The following is a 17,801-nucleotide window of genomic DNA, read 5'->3' as shown; positions in this document are numbered from 1 at the left end:
CTAACGATGACTGAAGCCTTGCCAGTATTAGGATTAGGATTAGGATTAGGATTAGGGGGGAGTAGAGAGAGGTGAAAATAGAAGTCAATCATGAGCTAACCGCAGTTAACCCATGAGTTGAGATTTAACCGAGCAGTGCGCAATTTGGGGGTAAGCGGCACTGGATGGCATTGGGAATAATTTCAATGCGGAAATATTTGCCTGACAAGGGTTCACCATCCAGATTAAAGATGATTTCGTGCGGCGCAGTAATTTCCAGCCAAGGAAGGGTGGCCTCCACCACATTTTTATTTTTCTCGCCGCTGAATACACTGGTCAGTAGGGCAGGAAGCAACTCTTCGGCCGTCAATAAACGCAATTGCAGCAGGCCATCATTAATCAGTGCATCGGGGCATAGTGGTTGCCCGCCACCGGCTTGCCGACCATTACCTATTCCTATCACCAATGCATCACCTGCCCAGTCGAACTCAGGCCCATGGATTTCACAGCTATCGGCTTTAATGGCATCCATGCGCATCAGGCCATGAATAAAGTAGGAAGCGCCACCCAAGACAGCTTTGAGTTTTTGGGGCGTCTCTGTGGTGATCCGAGTCCCAAAACCCCCCGTCGCCATATTGATAAAATAGTGCTCGTCATTCACTTGTGCGACATCTATGGTCACGGCGCGGCCTTTAACGGCCAATTGCAGTGCGTTTTCTATTTGCAGCGGAATGTTGCAACTGGTGGCAAAATCGTTGGCGGTGCCGAGCGGCAAGATACCCAAATCGGGGCGACTTTCGGCGGGTATGACCATCAATGCGGTTGTCACCTCATTAATCGTGCCATCGCCGCCGCCAGCAATGACGGCATCCACCCCCAGAATGGCGGCTTCTTCGACATAACGTTTCGCATCACCTTGTTCCCAAGTGACCCGAACATGAAGTGTGACTCCTTCCTCTCGTAGATTTTTGACGGCATCGCGAACCTCAAGATTACCGGACTCTTTACCGTTTAAAACCAGAAGGGCACACGGCGTTGGGGTCATAACTTGCTCCAGATCATTTCTGTAATAACGGTAACAGTAACTCATATTTGCTTAATTTACCTATTCTCTTCTTACCTGAAGTGCCTCACCTTTAGCCTCGGCGATTTGGCTAAGCAAATTTAGTGGAATTCATTCACTTGCTGCCTATTGACCCTTTTTATCTCTTATGGAAATATCAGAATAATTGAAAGGTTCAATGAATGTTAGGTTGAATAAAGATAGGGATTATTATCATCCCAAATTAACTGAAATAGTTATTATTTGAGATGGAGTTATTCATTTTACGGGGATTTTTTATTATTACTTAATAGCTTAACAAGAATCACTAATAATAAAAAAATTAAAAATCGATTAAAATCAATCTGATGGAGGTGAAAAAGAAAAGGCCAGCCCAAGGGAGATTGGGCTAGCCAAGGAGGTGGTTCCTAGTCTTGTTTTAAAACTTTTTTAGTTCTTGATTGTACTCGAGCTATGCTACCCCAGCGGCATTATAATTGATGTGATCTAATTCTAATATTTGCTAAAAATGCCACCTTAGCGATGGCATTCATTTTTATTGTTTCGCGTTACGCTTTTTCATGGGGATTACGGCTATTTGTTCCGTTCAGATTACGGATTAGCAAGCCATATTCTACATTAATGTCTGCCGGGATAGGCAAATACATGATATGCCCATTACCCGGAGCAATATCCGCAGGCTGGCCTTTTTTATCCTGCATACTCTCAAGGGTGAACTGGATATTGCCGTTGGGCGTCATCAACTCAACACTATCACCGACCGAAAATTTGTTTTTGACCACCACTTCGGCTAAACCATCACGGCGCACACCGGTAAACTCGCCGACAAACTGCTGGCGCTCTGAAACTGAATAGCCGTAGTCGTAAGTTTGTTGGTCTTCATGCACGTGGCGACGTAAGAAACCTTCGGTATAGCCGCGATGGGCCAGACCTTCCAGTGTGGTCAACAGGGTCGGATCGAAAGGTTTACCCGCGACAGCATCATCAATGGCGCGGCGGTAGACCTGAGCGGTACGGGCGCAATAGTAAAATGATTTGGTCCGGCCCTCAATTTTTAGCGAATGCACACCCAATTGGGTCAGGCGCTCGACATGCTGGATCGCCCGCAGGTCTTTTGAGTTCATAATGTAAGTGCCGTGCTCATCTTCTGAGGCCGTCATATACTCGCCCGGACGCTGCGCCTCTTCAAGCATAAACACTTTGTCGGTGGGTGCGCCGATACCCAGTGTTGGCTCGACATTTTTCACTGCAATGGGCTGGTGAATATGGACGATGTTACCGATATCGTCCTCTTTGCCTTCCTGGACATGATATTCCCAGCGGCAAGCATTGGTGCAGGTTCCCTGATTTGGATCGCGCTTATTGATATAACCGGAGAGCAGGCAGCGGCCAGAATAGGCCATGCACAGTGCGCCATGGACAAACACTTCTAGTTCCATTTCAGGGACTTGTGCACGGATTTCCGCAATCTCTTCCAGTGATAACTCACGGGAGAGGATCACGCGGGTCAAGCCCATCTGCTGCCAGAATTTAACTGTCGCCCAGTTGACGGCATTTGCTTGCACTGAGAGATGGATATCCATCTGCGGAAACGCTTCTCGCACCAGCATAATCAAGCCGGGATCAGACATAATCAGCGCATCTGGCCCCATATCAATCACGGGTTTTAAATCACGCAGAAATGTTTTCAGTTTGGAGTTATGGGGGGCAATATTCACCACCACATAGAAGCGCTTACCCAGTGAGTGGGCCTCCTGAATACCTAATGCCAGATTCTCGTGATTGAATTCATTATTGCGCACCCGCAAGCTGTAGCGCGGCTGACCGGCATAGACCGCATCCGCACCGTAAGCGAAGGCGTAGCGCATATTTTTAAGTGTACCGGCTGGGGATAGCAGTTCCGGTGTAAAAGGCATGGATGATGATAGTGCAGATGGCGACATAGTATTGGCTCTCAGTCTGAGTTCAAGTCAGAACCCCCCCATAGGGGGGCTAAAAGCCGGGGATTGTAACCTCCACCACCCTGAAAATCAGCCATCGCACAATTTTTGTAAGGTTTAAATGATTTAGATCAATTTATGGGATTTTAAGCATTTTTGATGCAAGAAGAGACGCTCTTTTTGAGCAAAATATTGCTCTAATTTTGACTTAATCACTTTTAATGAGTAATATTTTGCACATAATAGTGTTCTTCTCTTTTATTTGAGCAAAATACTACTCAAGGGGGATGTGTGGCAAAGTTAACGATACAGATTTTTAATGACGGATTTTGGCATGATGCTGCTGAGCTTGTTTTTGCCGACCCCGAGCGCGGAAGACAAGGCTCCGCAGTATTAGGCTATGACGGTGATTATTCTGTTGACTGGATGTATCGTGATGATGAGTTCAGTTGCAGTATAAATTTTCCTATTGAATTAGCTTACACTTATTCGTCTAAGCAGTGGTTTGCCTTTCTTGATGACATCATGCCCGCAGGGGCAAGCCGCCGCTATTGGATCAATCAGTTGGGGCTGCAATCAATGTCTGCCAGTGAGCAAGATTATATTCTGCTTAAAAATGGGACTATTGCACCTGTAGGTAATATGCGAATAAAAGAAGCCTTACCTGAATTGCATCCTGATAGCCAATTAATGAATATCCGTTTTACATTGCAAGATGTCATTGAGCGTGATTCTTCATTTCTGGAATATGCCCAACAGATGGGGGCTGCCGCGGGAGGTGCAACAGGCGCGGGGGGAGAGGCTCCAAAGTTGCTGTTATGCTGTTCGAACCATGATGAAATTTGGATAGACACGTTTCAAAATGACATCGATAACCCAGATACTCATTATTTGGTTAAATTCCCAAGAGGAAAACGTACTCCTATTGATTGCGATATTTTGCGCGCCGAGTACTACTTTTATCAGGAGTTAGCCAGTATTGGCATCAATACAATCAATACAATCAATACAATCAATACAATCAATACAATCAATACAATCAATACCGAAAAGATGAAATTGCTAGAGGGTGAACATTATCCTTCATTGTGGCTACCTCGGTTTGATATTGATTTTATTGAAAATAAACGCGTTCAATATGGACTGGAGTCTATTTACTCTGTCATGAATGCGGCTTCTGGCAGCCACTTAAATCATTTCGATGTCATCCGGAGGTTATCACGGAAATTAGTATCTCAATATCGGGTCAGGGAGTTAGGCCAACCTTTAAATGTAGAAGCGCTCGTTATTGAAATGGTTCAGCGGGATTTATTGAATGTTGCTTTTGGTAATTCTGATAATCATGGGCGTAATACCGCATTAATTAAACGGCCTGAAGGTATCTGGCTTTCACCGATTTATGATTTTGCACCAATGAAAGCCGATCCAGAAGGTATTGTCAGAGTCACCCAATGGGGATCACCGTATGAAGAGGGGGGGAACTTCAATTGGCAGGCTATTATTGCCGAACTATCTGATCTTGCTGACCCAACGCATGTTTTTTTAGCATTTCAGCAAACAGCTCAAAAATTGATAGGTCTGAAGCCACGACTGAAAACGCGAGGTGTCCCGGATAGCATTCTTAATATGCCAGGAATGGCTTTTGATTATCTGGATGAAAAATTAAAACGATGGGCGCAGCTATGAAAGTAAAACTTTCTCCTTTGGAACGCGAAGCTCTGTTACTGAAACTGCTGAGCCAGTTTTTCAGTGAGCAAATTTCAACGGGTGAGTTATTGCGCCAGTTGAGGAAAGAGATGTTGAATATGACTCAGGACGAGTTTTCATCTTTGGTTAAGATTAGCCGACGCACTTTATCTGATATTGAGACAGACAAAGGGAGCCAGACGTTATCTGTTCTTGGCCGTGTTTTTCGGCCTTTCGGTTTGAAAATAGGACTGTTGCCGCGTAATCAGCAAGTTTTGAGAAAAATGCTGGAAAAAGAGGGGGAAACAACCTTGCAGGAGGATGAACGTCTAAAATGAAATGCGCGGTAACTCTCCCGCGCATTTTTATGAGGTCAAACTGTTAAGTAACAGATTGGGTAGGAAACACAGGTAAAAAAAGTGCTATCAAGTCATAAAAATTACTGCGTCAAATCTTTAATTGTGGGGGTGGGGCCATTTTTCATCACGGAGGTAATACCATTTTTGGCGGCAGTTTCAGAACTGTAGGCTTCACTGACCCCAATAACTTGATGATTTTTCGCTTTTAAAACGAAATAAGGCTCGTTTTTGGCGTTATGCTTAACCTCGTACTGGCTCTCCAGTGGGGAGTTACTTTGTACTGATGCGATGCCGTTCTCTGCGGAGGCTTTACTGGCATACATCTCACTGGAGAGAATAATTTCACCATTGCTGGCTTTCAGATTGAAATGGTACTGCCCATTCTTTGCCTTTTTAATCTCATAGTGACCCGTGGCCATAGTGTTTCTCCTGTTGGTTGTGACTGTAATCAGTGTAGTCAACCTTGACCGAAAGTGAGGCCAATGCTCCCTGCATTACCAACATAATGCGTCTTTGATCACCCTGAAATCACAGTAAACGACAGATCTCTGCTTCCCAGCGATACCCCATCCCATACACTGCGCGGATAAAAGGCTTCTCGCCATCGAGTGACTCCAGCTTGCGCCGCAGATTTTTAATATGGCTGTCGATAGTGCGATCAGTCACCACACGATAGTCGTCATAGAGATTATTGAGCAGTTGTTCACGGCTAAACACATGGCCCGGCTGGGTCGCCAATATCTTTAGCAGACGAAACTCGGCAGGGGTCAACTCCAGTAAGTGCCCCTGATAGCTGGCTTGAAAGCGGGACTCATCAATCAGCAGCGGCGCACTTTCGCTCGGCTGTTCGCGCTGTTGATGGCAGCGGCGCAGAATGGTTTTGACTCGCGCCACTACTTCCCGTGGGCTGTAGGGTTTGCAGATGTAGTCATCGGCCCCGATCTCCAGCCCCAGTAAGCGGTCAATCTCCTCGGTTTTGGCCGTGACCATCATGATGGGAACATCGGAGAAGCGGCGGATTTCGCGGCAAATGGTGATGCCATCACTGCCCGGCAACATGAGATCCAACAAAATAATCGCCGGAGGGGCTTGGCGCACAGCGGCCACAACCTCCACGCCGTTGGTGATCCATTGGGTGCGGTAACCCGCAGCTTGTAGATAATCGACCAGTAACTGGCCGAGTTTAGGTTCATCTTCAACAATCAATACGGTGCCAGACTGGCTGGCAGACTGAAGTGGCTCGTGCATGACCATCAATTACCCTATGGAGTGGAATAGGGGAAAGAGTACCGTAATCCGCAACCCCCCTAAAGGTGAATGTGTCGCGCTGATTTTGCCCCCGTGGGCCTCGACAATATTGTGGCAAATGGCTAAGCCCAACCCCGAGCCGCCACTGGCACGGTTACGCGAGCTTTCGGTGCGATAAAAACGCTCAAAAATACGCTGCAATTGTTCGTCACTCAGACCCGGTTTGCTGTCCTGCCAGTGCAGTGTCAAGGTCTCGTCATCAAGTTGTGCATTGATCTCTAACCGCCCGCCCTCATTAGTGTAACGCAAACTGTTCTCCAGCAAATTGTGGAACAGTTGATTCAAGCGGTCAGGGTCACCAAAGATCACTGCCTGTTCCGGCAGGCGGGCTGTGACGGTAATATTTTTGCTCTGGAAGCGGCCATGAAAGCTGGCAATAGCGATTTGTAACAGCCGCACGGCATCCAACTGAGTTTTGCGGTAGGCCAGTGCGCCGTGATCCGAAAGTGACAACTGATGCAGGTCATTGACCAGTTTGGTGAGTATGCCGACCTCAGCTTGTAGTGACATCAACGACTCCGGTGTCGGCTGGCGCACGCCATCTTGCAGGGCTTCCAGTTCACCACGCAATACTGCCAGTGGGGTGCGTAGCTCATGGGAGACATCGGCCATGAAGTCGCGCCGCATCTGCTCATTTTTCTCCAGCGAACTGGCGAGCTGGTTAAAATCCTGCGCCAGACGGCCCAATTCATCACGGCTGCTGACGGTGACGCGGGTACTGAAATCCCCGGCAGCCAGCCGATGAGTCCCCTCGACCAATCGTTTCACCGGGGCCAACATGCCGCGCGATAAAACCCAAGTCACGGCCGCGGCCAGTAGGGTCGATAGGCCCACAATCATCCAACTGGTGCGGCGCTGTTGCAGATCAAAGTTGATATCGGCATTGCGGGTCAGTTTCTCCGGCGGCGTTGACATCACCCATCCCACCACCTGATTATTGACGGTTATCGCCTGACGGCTAGCCTCTTTGGGCACCCGATCAGTGCGTCCGGCCAACAGATTGTTTTGGCTGTCAACCACCCAAAACTGGGCACGCCAGCCATGGGGGGGCATACCCCGGCTGTTATCACCACTCTGCTCGAACGATTTCATGATCTGATAAATTAGCTGATCATTATTGCGCAAGAAATCCCAGTTACCGTAGTGCTGGTATTGCTCCTCCAGTGCATCACCCAACATAGTGATCCGCTGCTCATTACTCTGCTTGATATAATCGATAAAACCGCGCTCGAAGCTGGCCCTCACCCCCCAATGCATGGTGATCAGCACTAACATGCAGGTGGCAAATATGGCCATAAACAGTTTTCCGGTAATGCCGATCCTCATTTTTTCACCTGTCTCTGTCGGTCTACTAATGTTGCGGGGTCAGGGCACGCCGCTTGAAATCGATGGGGTAGGCCATAGCTGCTACTCCAGTTTCATCAGCGGCTGTTTGTTAAAGCGGCTGCGCAGGCGGTCAAAGTAGAGGTAAACCACTGGCGTGGTGTAGAGGGTGAGCAACTGGCTCACCACCAACCCGCCGACAATGGTAATCCCCAGCGGCTGGCGCAACTCCGCCCCATCGCCACTGCCCAGCACCAGTGGCAGTGCGCCGAACAAGGCCGCCAGTGTGGTCATCAAAATCGGTCTGAAACGCAGTAAACTGGCTTGGAAAATGGCATCACGGGCGCTGAGATTGCCATTGCGCTGCGCTTCAAGGGCAAAGTCCACCATCATGATGGCGTTCTTTTTCACGATACCAATCAACAGCATAATGCCAATCAGGGCGATAAGACTAAAGGGCGCATCGAACAGTTCCAGTGCCAACAGCGCGCCCACGCCCGCAGAGGGCAGTGTGGAGAGAATGGTCAGCGGATGCACATAGCTCTCATACAGAATCCCGAGCACGATATAGACCGTGGCGATGGCCGCCATAATCAGCCAAAGCTGAGATCTCAGCGTCTCTTGGAACACCTGTGCTGTCCCGCTAAATGACCCGCGCACGGTAGAAGGCACGCCCAGCTCGGTCATCGCCCGCTCAACGGCGGCGGTCGCTTCAGATAAACTGCCGCCATCGGGTAAGTTAAACGAGATGGTGGACGCGGCAGATAACCCCTGATGGTTGACCGCCAGCGGCGCATTAGCGGGTCGCCACTTGGCGAAATAGGAGAGCGGGATAGATTGGCCGTTGCTATTAATGACGAACATTTTGTCCAGCGAACTCACATCCTGCGTGTATTGCGGCGCGACTTCCATCACCACCTTGTATTGGTTCAACGGCTGATAAATGGTGGAGATCTGCCGCTGACCAAAGGCGTTGTTCAGCAGGGCATTGGCATCGGCGACATCAATCCCCAGCCGAGCCATGGTTTCGCGATCATAAGTGAGCGCAATTTCGGAACCTTTGTCTTGCTGGTCGGAGTTAACATCCGCCAGCTCCGGTAGCTTCGCCAGTGCCGCTCGCACCTTCGGCTCCCACTCGCGCAGCGCGGTCAGATCGTCGGCCAGCAGAGTAAATTGGTAGCTGGCATTGGCCTGACGGCCGCCGACGCGGATATCTTGTACCGGAGAGAGAAACAGGCTGGCACCCGGTTCTTTGGCTAACTTGGCTCGCAGGCGGGTGATAATTTGCTGGGCGCTTTCGCTGCGCTCACTCAGCGGCTTGAGCGAAATAAACATCGAGCCACTGTTGGTGCGCGAGCCGCCCGTAAATCCGGTCACATTATCGACCGCCGGATCATCATTGATGATCTTCATAAAATCTTTCAGTTTTTGCTGCATCGCCTGAAAAGAGATGCTCTGGTCGGCTTGGATAAAGCCCATCATGCGGCCAGTATCCTGCTCAGGGAAGAAGGTTTTCGGGATACTGATATAGAGCCAAACATTCAGCGCGATAGTGGAGAGCAGCACAACCATCACCCAGCGTGTATGGCCCAACACCCAATTGAGTGAGCGACCATAACCTTGCTGAATGGCGAGCAGCACTTTACCAAAGCCGCGAATAGGTTGCGGCTGACCCGCTGGCCGCGCGCGCAGTAAGTGCGCACACATCATCGGCGTCAGGGTCAGGGAGATGACCAGTGATATGCCGATGGAGACCGACAGCGTAATGGCGAACTCGCGGAACAATCGGCCCGGCAGCCCCTCCATTAGCAGTAGCGGGATAAACACCGCCACCAGCGAGATACTCATCGACAGCACGGTAAACCCGACTTCGCGCACCCCGCGCAGGGCGGCCACCATCGGTTTCACCCCCGCCTCCAGATGGCGGGAGATATTCTCCAGCACCACAATGGCATCATCGACTACAAAACCAGTGGCGATGGTCAGCGCCATCAGTGACAGATTATTGAGGCTAAAACCGCACAGATACATGGCGGTAAAGGTGCCGATCAGTGAGACGGGCACCGCCACGGCAGGGATCAGGGTGGCGCGGCCGGAGCGCAGGAACAGGAACACCACCAGAATCACCAGCGCCACGGCGATGAGCAGTGAGCGCTCCACCTCTTCCAGTGAGGCGCGGATAGTCGGGGAGCGATCTTGGGCAATGTTTAATTCAATCGAGGCCGGGATTGAGGCCCGCAGGGCGGGGAGCTCCGCCCGAATGCGGTCTACCGTGGCGATAATATTGGCCCCCGGCTCGCGGCTGATCACCAGTAGCACCGCCGATTTGCCGTCGGACATCCCGGCGTTGCGCACATCCTGAACTGAGTCGACCACATTGGCGACATCCTGCAAGCGCACCGGCGACCCATTGTTGTAGTGAACAATCAGCGGGCGATAACCCTCGGCGGTTTTGATCTCATCATTGGCCTGTACTTGCCAGTGCTGCTCAGGGCTATCGACGGAGCCTTGTGGGCGGCGGACGTTGGCGGCACTGATGGCTTGCCGCACCGCATCAAGTGACACGCCCTGATTAAATAGGGCGCTGGGGTTTAGCTCCACCCGCACCGCAGGCAAGGAGCTACCGCCGACACTCACATCACTGACGCCCTCGGTTTGGGCGATTTTCTGCGCCAGTTTGGTGGAGGCGAAATCATAGAGCTGGCCCTGAGTGAAGGTGTCCGAGGTCAGCGTCATAATCATGATCGGCGCATCCGACGGATTCATCTTGCGGTAGGTCGGGCGGTTCGGCATTCCGGTCGGTAGCAGGCTCTGCGCGGCATTCAGCGCCGCCTGCACATCACGGGCCGCGCCATTGATATCGCGGTTGAGATCAAATTGCAGAATGATCCGCGTGCTGCCCAATGAACTGGTCGAGGTCATCTCATTGACCCCCGCAATGCGCCCCAAGGCGCGCTCCAGTGGCGTGGCGATAGAAGAGGCCATGGTTTCCGGATCGGCACCGGGCATGGAGGCACTGACCGCAATCACTGGGTAATCGACCTGTGGCAGCGGGGAGACCGGCAATAAACTAAAGCCGATAATGCCGCTGAGGGTGATCGCCAGTGTCAGCAGGGTGGTCGCCACCGGGCGCTGGATGAACAGAGCAAAGAATTTCACGGTTGTTCCCGTCCATTCGCTAATTCAGGTGAATCTATATCCTCGTGGTGATGCGTATTCCGCGCCAGTTTATCGAACAGCAGATAGATCACTGGCGTGGTAAACAGGGTCAATATTTGGCTGACGATCAACCCGCCGACCATGCAGACCCCCAGCGGCTGGCGCAGTTCGGCTCCAGCTCCGGTGCTGAGCATCAAGGGCAAGGCACCGAATAGCGCGGCCAGTGTGGTCATGAGAATCGGGCGGAAACGCAGCAAGCAGGCCTGATAGATAGCGTCATAAGGGCTCATGCCCTGATCCCGCTCGGCGGCCAGTGCGAAGTCAATCATCATGATCGCATTCTTCTTCACGATGCCGATCAGCAGGATAATCCCGATGATGGCGATCACATCCAGCTCATGCCCGGTCAACATCAGCGCCAGCAGCGCCCCGACCCCGGCGGTCGGCAAGGTGGACAAAATAGTCACCGGATGAATAAAGCTCTCATACAACACACCGAGCACAATATACATCGCCACAATGGCGGCGATAATCAGCCACAATGTGCTGCCGAGGGCGGCCTGAAACGCCAGTGTCGAACCTTGGAAACGGGTAGTGATATCGGCGGGCAGTTGAATCGCCTGCTCCGCTTGCGTCACCGCTTCTACTGCCTCGCCGAGGGAGTAGCCCTGCGCCAGATTGAATGAGATGGTGGCGGACGGGAACTGATTCAAGTGGTTGATCGACAGTGGCCCGAAGCGCTCTTCAATGGTGGCAATACTGCTCAGCGGCACCCCTTTGCCGTCGCTACCCGTCAGGCGGATATCATTGAAGGCCGCCAGCCCCGGCGCGGCTTGCACATCATGCTCCAGCACCACCCGATACTGATTGGCTTGGGTATAAATGGTGGAGATCAGCCGCTGACCAAAGGCGTTATACAGCGCACTGTCGATGGCCGCCATGGTGATCCCCAGACGGCTGGCGCTGTCGCGGTCGACATTCACAAAGGCGACTAAGCCCTGATCCTGCCAGTCGCTGGTCACATCCTGGAAGGGCGCTTGCTGCTGCAACTCGCTAATCAGCTTCGGCACCCAAGTGCTCAGCTCCTCCAGCGAGGTCGCTTGCAGGGTGAATTGATACTGTGTGCGGCTCAATTGGGTGTCGATGGTTAAATCTTGTACCGGCTGCAAATAGAGTTTAACGCCCGGAATGCTGGCGACACTCTGCTGCAAGCGGGTAATCACCTGCGGGATGCGATCGGCGCGTTCATCCAGCGGCTTAAGGTTAATCTGCAATCGGCCATTGTTGAGGGTGGCATTGGTGCCATCGACGCCGACAAAGGAAGTGAGGCTCTCGACCGCCGGATCTTTGAGGATGATGGCGGCCACTTGCTGCTGGCGCTCGGCCATATTGCTGAACGAAACAGATTGCGGCGCTTCCAGTGTGCCCTGAATCAGCCCGTTATCCTGCAACGGGAAGAAGCCTTTGGGCATCAGCAGGTAAAGCAGCACCGTCAGTACCAGTGTGCTCACCGCCACACCCAAGGTGATCCACTGATGCTGAAGCACTTTTTTCAGCGCCACGGCATAGTGGGCGATCACCCAGTCGAAGAACTTCTCACTGGCGCGCGAGAGGCGGTTCTGCTTACGTAGTGACTCATAACTGAGCATCCGCGCACACATCATCGGGGTGAGTGTCAGGGAGACCACCGCGGAGATCAGGATTGCCACCGCCAGTGTGACGGCAAACTCGCGGAACAGGCGGCCGACGATATCGCCCATAAACAGCAGCGGGATCAACACCGCAATCAATGAGAATGTCAGTGAGATAATGGTAAAGCCAATCTCACCCGCCCCTTTTAGCGCCGCATCCAGCGGTTTCTCGCCTTTCTCGATATAGCGGGAGATATTTTCAATCACCACAATGGCGTCATCGACCACAAAACCGGTGGCGATGGTCAGGGCCATCAAGGTCAGGTTATTGATGGAAAAACCGAGGAAATACATCGCCGCAAAGGTGCCGATCAGTGACAGTGGCACCGCGATACTGGGGATCACGGTGGCGGCAGCATTGCGCAGGAATAGGTAGATCACCATCACCACCAAGGCAATCGACAGCAGCAGCTCAAACTGCACGTCACTGACGGAGGCGCGAATGGTGGTGGTGCGGTCGGTCAGGATTTTGACATCCACCGACTTGGGCAAGCTTTTGATCAGCTCCGGCAGCATCTCGCGGATACTGTCGGCAGTGGCGATCACGTTAACCCCCGGCTGGCGCTGGATATTCAGCACAATCGCCTGCTGGGTATTGGCCCACGCCGCCAGCTTATTATTCTCTGCGCCCTGCTCAATGGTGGCGACATCCTGCAAGCGGATCGGTGCGCCATTTTGGTAAGCCACAATCAGATCACGGTAATCCTCGGCGGATTTCATCTGGTCATTAGCCGACAAAGTGACTGAGCGGGTTGGCCCATCCAGACTCCCTTTGGCGGAGTTGACATTCGCATTGCTGATGGCGGTGCGAATGGTTTCGCTGTCCAGCCCCAAGGCGGCAACAGCAGGGGCATTCAGCTTGACGCGCACGGCGGGGCGCTGGCCGCCCGAAATGGTGACCAGACCGACACCCGTGACTTGGGAGATTTTCTGCGCAATGCGCGTCTCCACCATATCTTCCACTTGGGTCATCGGGATGGCGGTGGAGGTGACCGCCAGTGTCAGAATCGGCGGATCCGCCGGATTCACTTTGCTGTAAATCGGCGGATAGGGCAGATCACTGGGCAGCAAATTGGTGGCGGAGTTAATCGCCGCCTGCACCTCTTGCTCCGCCACATCCAGCGGCAAGGTGAGCTGGAATTGCAGGGTGATCACCGACGCGCCCCCGGAGCTTTGCGACGCCATCTGTTTCAGGCCGGACATCTGGCCGAACTGGCGCTCCAGTGGGGCGGTAATAGAGGAGGTCACCACATCCGGGCTAGCACCGGGGTAGAGTGTCACTACCTGAATAGTCGGGTAGTCCACCTCCGGCAGAGCCGAGACGGGCAGGGCGCGGTAGCCGATAATCCCCGCCAACAAAATAGCCACCATAAAGAGTGTGGTGGCGACGGGGCGCAGAATAAACAGCCGTGAGGGGCCACCACCGGGTGTTGGAGGCATCACTTGCATCAGGATCTCTCCGCCGTAGTGGTTTTACTCGCCTGCCCATCAGAGGCCGATTTTCTGCCAGTGCGCGTGCCTTTTTGTTCTGCGGCAGGCGCGGCTTCGGCATCGGCTTTCTCGGTGACGGCGGATCGCGGTGTCACCACCTCCACCTGCAAGCCCTCCGTCAGGCGGTCAATGCCATCAGTCACCACGCGCTGACCCGCATTCAGGCCCGTGCTGATCACCACCTGTTTGCTGTCCTGAATCCCGGTGGTGACCAGATGCTTGCTGACCTTATTCTCGTCATTGAGTGTCCAGACAAAGCTACCTTCATTGCCCATCTGCACGGCAGCGGTCGGGACCACCACCGCATTTTGCAGCAGATCGACCTTGATGCGAGCATTGACAAACTGGTTGGGGAACAGCACGTCATCTTCGTTGGCGAAGCGCGCTTTCAGCTTGATGGTCCCAGTGGTGGTATCAATCTGGTTATCAATGCTCAGCAGATAGCCCTGCGCCAATAGCTGCTTATTGGTGCGATCCCACGCCTCAACCGGCACTGTGGTGCTGTTTTTGGCCGCCGTTTTCTGCGCTTGCATGATGGCGGGAATATCACTTTCCGGCAGGGTAAAGAGCACATCCACCGGATGTGTTTGGGTGATCACCACAATCGGCGTGGCGGTGCCGCTGGTGATGTAATTGCCGACATCCACCTGTTTCAGCCCCACTTTTCCGGAGATGGGCGCGGTAATGCGGCTGTAGGTCAGTTGCAGTTCAGCGCTGTCGATAGCGCCTTGATCGGCTTTCACACTGCCTTCACTCTGGCGCACTAATGAAGCTTGGGTATCCAGCTCTTGCTGCGAAATTACCCCAGTTTTGACCAGTTTCTGATAGCGGGCGAGATCACGGCGGGCATTGTCGAGTGTGGCCTTATCTTTGGCTAATTGGCCCTGTGCTTGGGTCAGTTGCACTTGGTAAGGGCGCGGATCGATCTCTGCGAGTAGCTCACCCGCCTTGACTTGCTGGCCTTCGGTGAAGTGAATCGCCATTAACTCACCGTCGACACGGCTGGTCACGGTCACGGTATTGGCAGCCACCACCGTGCCTAACCCGGTGAGATAGCGCGGCACCGCTTGCTCGGTGGCCGTGGCGGCTTGCACCGGGGGCATGGTCGCATTTCGACGACCGCCGGAGCGGGCAGAGCTACTCCCGCTGGTGGCGGTGGGTTGCGCCCCTGCGGCGCTACTTTCAGGGGTGGCACTGAAGTGACGCCAGACAAATAGAGCAACAATAATCGCCACCGCTATTCCCAATAATATCAATAACCGGGAGGTGCGTTTAGATTGAGCTTTCATGATGGCGGAGAATTCCTTTTGGTGTTCTGGTTATCTGCACACAGGTGCAATCAATTAAAATTTATACCCAATAGATTTCGAGATGCAGGAAGACGGCAAGCGAGAAAATCCCGCTGAGCTGACTCAAGTCAGTGATTCGGGTTTTTGAGTGTCGCCAACACACCTGCAACTTGAAATATGAAGGGTATGGATATGTTACTAGTTTAGCGGGGATTTAACGGATAAAAATGGAGGAAATATGAAAAGAGTGTCAGGGAGTGTTGACGATTCAAAATCTTCGGTTCGGTGATCCGGTTCGGTTGACATGAGATCGCCGCTCACTTGGCCTTCGAGATAGATCGGAGCGGGTTTCGGTTGATATGAGATTGGTGCTCACTTTGACTCCGATGCCCCAACCGCCAAAGGGGGCAGCGGCCCCCTTGTGGAATCCCGCGCTTTGCGCGAAATATTGTGGCTACGCCATTCCCTCCGGCAGCTTGCCGGCTGATCGAACCGGAGCTGACTCGCTCCCAGCTCGACAGCCCCTTTCGCCGCGTCCATGCGGCTCATTCGGCCTGCAACCTTTGTCGGCAATATTCCTAATTGCGCTAAACATCAAAAGCCAATTCAAACCTTGTTTTTAGATTTTGACGTTAAAAGCACATTTGAGCTGCCGAGTGAAGAGAGAAGGCAAGGAAAACGGGTAGGACGCCCGTTTTAGGCGTCATGAGCAGGGATGCGAATAAAGCCGTCCGTCAGCCGAAACGATGAGGGAGGGAACCCACGAAGTGGGCAAGCGATACGTGCGCTAGCGCAGGGGTTCCAAGGGGGTTACGCGCTTGTAACCCCATTGGCGGTTGGGGCATCGGAGGCTAAGTAAGCACCGATCTTATGTCAACCGAACCGACCGCTTGAACCAAACACCTGAACCGAACACTTGAACCGAATATCAACCGAAACCTGATCCGAACCGTGAAACTACCTCAGGGAGAGTTGATCTATAGCTACATTGTAGCTACAATTAGGATAACTTAATGGAGGTAACTATGACTGACACTGTTGTTCGCGCTAGAGTTTCACCCGCATCTAAAGCTGCTGCAATGGCTAATGCCAAAGCACTTGGCCTTGATTTATCCACGGTGATCCGAATGGTGATCAATCGCCTTGCGGTTAACGCAGAACTCCCCATAGATTTACTTCAACCCAATCAGGAAACCTTGCAGGCTATTCGTGATTTAGAAAATGGGGTGGAAGTCTACCGTGTTGACACGGTTGATGCGCTGAAACGTGATCTTGGTTGGTAATAATGCTGACGATTGTCTATCAGAGCCGTTTTAAGAAAGATGCAAAGCGATATACCAATAATAAAAAAGCGCAAAAAGCTATTTTAACCACTATTTCACTGTTACAAACAGGCAAAGCGCTACCCAAAAAATATAAAGAACATCCATTGATAGGCAACTATATTGGCTATCTTGAATGTCATGGTATGCCAGATTTATTATTAATTTATCAACGTAACGATAGCGAAATTAAACTGTATCGTGTGGGGAGTCACTCCGATTTGTTTTAATATTCTTGAGTATTCAATGTCCCTCCCCGTGGGATATCCGGCCGTGGTTGCGGCAAGGTTGCTGCCCGCACGGGTATTGGCGGTCTCGGGGCAGAAATAACAGCCCCGATCAATCAATAGGGGAGTGAACCTCACTCACTCCCAACTCAATTCGTAATCCCCCCTGCTGCTATTGATAAGTCATCGTATATGTCGCACTGGCATTAGCACTACCGGGAGTGATCGTGGGGGCCGTCTGATAATAGCGGGCAGTGATATCAATATTTTCCTTTATATCAGTGCCACTGGCAGCGGTGTGGCCCATCTCTTTGGCTTTGCCAAACTCCACCGGATCTTTATTAACACCAGTCAGTAATTGCACCCCCACCCCAGTGGCGGCACCTGATTCTGGGGTTAATTTAAGCACCCCAGGATGGTTAGGTTCAGCATCACCATCAACTTTAAGAGAATATTTGGTATTGGGATCGCAGGTTAAGGCAATTTGTTGTGTTGGCCCGCTGCCTATTGGCCCTATACCCGTAAAATCTTTTTGCTGCTGCTTCCCTAAATTAAAATTAAGATTTGGGGTGTCGAGAGTGCAGCCATATCTGGAAACCTGAATGTTATTATTTGGAGTTATAACATTATCTATGGAACGTTCTGGATCCGCGCCGTTAGTAGTGCTATACACAAATGTAATCTTAGGGTAATTATTAATTTCACCAACCTCATGATTATCAGCTGTTTTAATAAAACTCACATGATACTTAAAATTATATATATTGTCTGTTCCCGTATTACTATTTTTACACTGCATACCTCTGTAAATACCGTTAAAGTAACCTGGACTGCAATTTTTTATGACGTCAAAAGTGTATTTTACTCCGATTCCTTTTAGATTTGTTGGGAAAGTATATGTATGTTCTGTGGCGTTAGGGCTATTTATCTTAAAAGAGAAATAATTCCCACCGTAATAATTATC

13 protein-coding genes are annotated in these 17,801 nt (G+C 51.7%); 4 read left to right on the top strand and 9 right to left on the bottom strand.

Features of this window, described 5'->3' with window-relative positions; all coding sequences use genetic code 11:
- Positions 1-124: 124 nt before the first annotated feature.
- Together yegS and trhP are read right to left on the bottom strand one after the other, a co-directional pair.
- Entirely contained in the window at positions 125-1,024 is a 900-nt protein-coding gene (gene yegS / locus HRD69_RS19620) for a lipid kinase YegS (RefSeq protein ID WP_032815403.1), read from the bottom strand.
- 566 nt (positions 1,025-1,590) lie between these two features.
- Complete coding sequence (gene trhP / locus HRD69_RS19615) at positions 1,591-2,910, bottom strand: prephenate-dependent tRNA uridine(34) hydroxylase TrhP (protein WP_425330492.1); 1,320 nt, start codon at positions 2,908-2,910, stop codon at positions 1,591-1,593.
- Positions 2,911-3,273: 363 nt separating this feature from the next.
- On the opposite strand from trhP, the gene HRD69_RS19610 reads away from it, so the two are divergent.
- On the top strand, positions 3,274-4,668 hold the full coding sequence (locus HRD69_RS19610; RefSeq protein WP_004877320.1) for a type II toxin-antitoxin system HipA family toxin: 1,395 nt from the start codon (positions 3,274-3,276) through the stop codon (positions 4,666-4,668).
- Positions 4,665-5,006, top strand: coding sequence for a helix-turn-helix transcriptional regulator (locus HRD69_RS19605; RefSeq protein WP_032815407.1), 342 nt, complete (start codon positions 4,665-4,667; stop codon positions 5,004-5,006). Before HRD69_RS19610 ends, HRD69_RS19605 begins: the two co-directional genes overlap by 4 nt.
- A gap of 101 nt (positions 5,007-5,107) precedes the next feature.
- Here the strand turns inward: HRD69_RS19605 and HRD69_RS19600 are convergent, their stop codons facing one another.
- The 6 genes from HRD69_RS19600 to HRD69_RS19575 form a co-directional block, all read right to left on the bottom strand.
- Entirely contained in the window at positions 5,108-5,446 is a 339-nt protein-coding gene (locus HRD69_RS19600) for a YegP family protein (protein ID WP_004877324.1), read from the bottom strand.
- Positions 5,447-5,555: 109 nt separating this feature from the next.
- Complete coding sequence (gene baeR, locus HRD69_RS19595) at positions 5,556-6,275, bottom strand: envelope stress response regulator BaeR (protein ID WP_032815408.1); 720 nt, start codon at positions 6,273-6,275, stop codon at positions 5,556-5,558.
- Between the two features lie 9 nt (positions 6,276-6,284).
- Positions 6,285-7,661 (bottom strand): envelope stress sensor histidine kinase BaeS, encoded by a 1,377-nt coding sequence (gene baeS / locus HRD69_RS19590; RefSeq protein ID WP_004877329.1) that lies wholly within the window; start codon positions 7,659-7,661, stop codon positions 6,285-6,287.
- An 81-nt stretch (positions 7,662-7,742) separates the two neighbouring features.
- Positions 7,743-10,817, bottom strand: coding sequence for a multidrug efflux RND transporter permease subunit MdtC (gene mdtC / locus HRD69_RS19585; protein WP_032815405.1), 3,075 nt, complete (start codon positions 10,815-10,817; stop codon positions 7,743-7,745).
- Positions 10,814-13,957, bottom strand: a complete 3,144-nt coding sequence (locus tag HRD69_RS19580) for an MdtB/MuxB family multidrug efflux RND transporter permease subunit (protein ID WP_004877334.1) — start codon at positions 13,955-13,957, stop codon at positions 10,814-10,816. Before HRD69_RS19580 ends, mdtC begins: the two co-directional genes overlap by 4 nt.
- The gene (locus tag HRD69_RS19575; RefSeq protein ID WP_032815406.1) at positions 13,957-15,288 is read right to left on the bottom strand and encodes an MdtA/MuxA family multidrug efflux RND transporter periplasmic adaptor subunit; all 1,332 of its coding nucleotides are present in this window, start codon (positions 15,286-15,288) and stop codon (positions 13,957-13,959) included. The genes HRD69_RS19580 and HRD69_RS19575 overlap by 1 nt, the downstream gene beginning before the upstream one ends.
- A 1,079-nt stretch (positions 15,289-16,367) precedes the next feature.
- Here HRD69_RS19575 and HRD69_RS19570 point away from each other — a divergent pair.
- Together HRD69_RS19570 and HRD69_RS19565 are read left to right on the top strand one after the other, a co-directional pair.
- On the top strand, positions 16,368-16,571 hold the full coding sequence (locus HRD69_RS19570; protein WP_004877921.1) for a type II toxin-antitoxin system RelB/DinJ family antitoxin: 204 nt from the start codon (positions 16,368-16,370) through the stop codon (positions 16,569-16,571).
- Between the two features lie 2 nt (positions 16,572-16,573).
- Positions 16,574-16,840: a type II toxin-antitoxin system RelE/ParE family toxin gene (locus HRD69_RS19565; RefSeq protein WP_004877923.1), complete on the top strand. Its 267-nt coding sequence runs from the start codon at positions 16,574-16,576 to the stop codon at positions 16,838-16,840.
- Positions 16,841-17,009: 169 nt separating this feature from the next.
- Here the strand turns inward: HRD69_RS19565 and HRD69_RS19560 are convergent, their stop codons facing one another.
- Positions 17,010-17,636 (bottom strand): fimbrial protein, encoded by a 627-nt coding sequence (locus HRD69_RS19560; RefSeq protein ID WP_145569816.1) that lies wholly within the window; start codon positions 17,634-17,636, stop codon positions 17,010-17,012.
- Between the last annotated feature and the right edge of the window lie 165 nt (positions 17,637-17,801).

Source organism: Yersinia mollaretii ATCC 43969 (genome assembly GCF_013282725.1).
Taxonomy (GTDB): domain Bacteria; phylum Pseudomonadota; class Gammaproteobacteria; order Enterobacterales; family Enterobacteriaceae; genus Yersinia; species Yersinia mollaretii.
The sequence above is the reverse complement of the archived record's forward strand: the minus strand, read 5'-3'. Positions and strand labels throughout refer to the sequence as shown.

Coding starts and splice junctions, on each gene's coding strand:
- HRD69_RS19565 (WP_004877923.1), top strand. CDS start 16,574: ATGCTGACGATTGTCTATCAGAGCCGTTTTAAGAAAGATGCAAAGCGA.
- HRD69_RS19600 (WP_004877324.1), bottom strand. CDS start 5,446: ATGGCCACGGGTCACTATGAGATTAAAAAGGCAAAGAATGGGCAGTAC.
- trhP (WP_425330492.1), bottom strand. CDS start 2,910: ATGCGCTACGCCTTCGCTTACGGTGCGGATGCGGTCTATGCCGGTCAG.
- baeS (WP_004877329.1), bottom strand. CDS start 7,661: ATGAGGATCGGCATTACCGGAAAACTGTTTATGGCCATATTTGCCACC.
- HRD69_RS19575 (WP_032815406.1), bottom strand. CDS start 15,288: ATGAAAGCTCAATCTAAACGCACCTCCCGGTTATTGATATTATTGGGA.
- HRD69_RS19570 (WP_004877921.1), top strand. CDS start 16,368: ATGGCTAATGCCAAAGCACTTGGCCTTGATTTATCCACGGTGATCCGA.
- HRD69_RS19580 (WP_004877334.1), bottom strand. CDS start 13,957: ATGCAAGTGATGCCTCCAACACCCGGTGGTGGCCCCTCACGGCTGTTT.
- baeR (WP_032815408.1), bottom strand. CDS start 6,275: ATGCACGAGCCACTTCAGTCTGCCAGCCAGTCTGGCACCGTATTGATT.
- HRD69_RS19560 (WP_145569816.1), bottom strand. CDS start 17,636: ATGCAGTGTAAAAATAGTAATACGGGAACAGACAATATATATAATTTT.
- HRD69_RS19605 (WP_032815407.1), top strand. CDS start 4,665: ATGAAAGTAAAACTTTCTCCTTTGGAACGCGAAGCTCTGTTACTGAAA.
- yegS (WP_032815403.1), bottom strand. CDS start 1,024: ATGACCCCAACGCCGTGTGCCCTTCTGGTTTTAAACGGTAAAGAGTCC.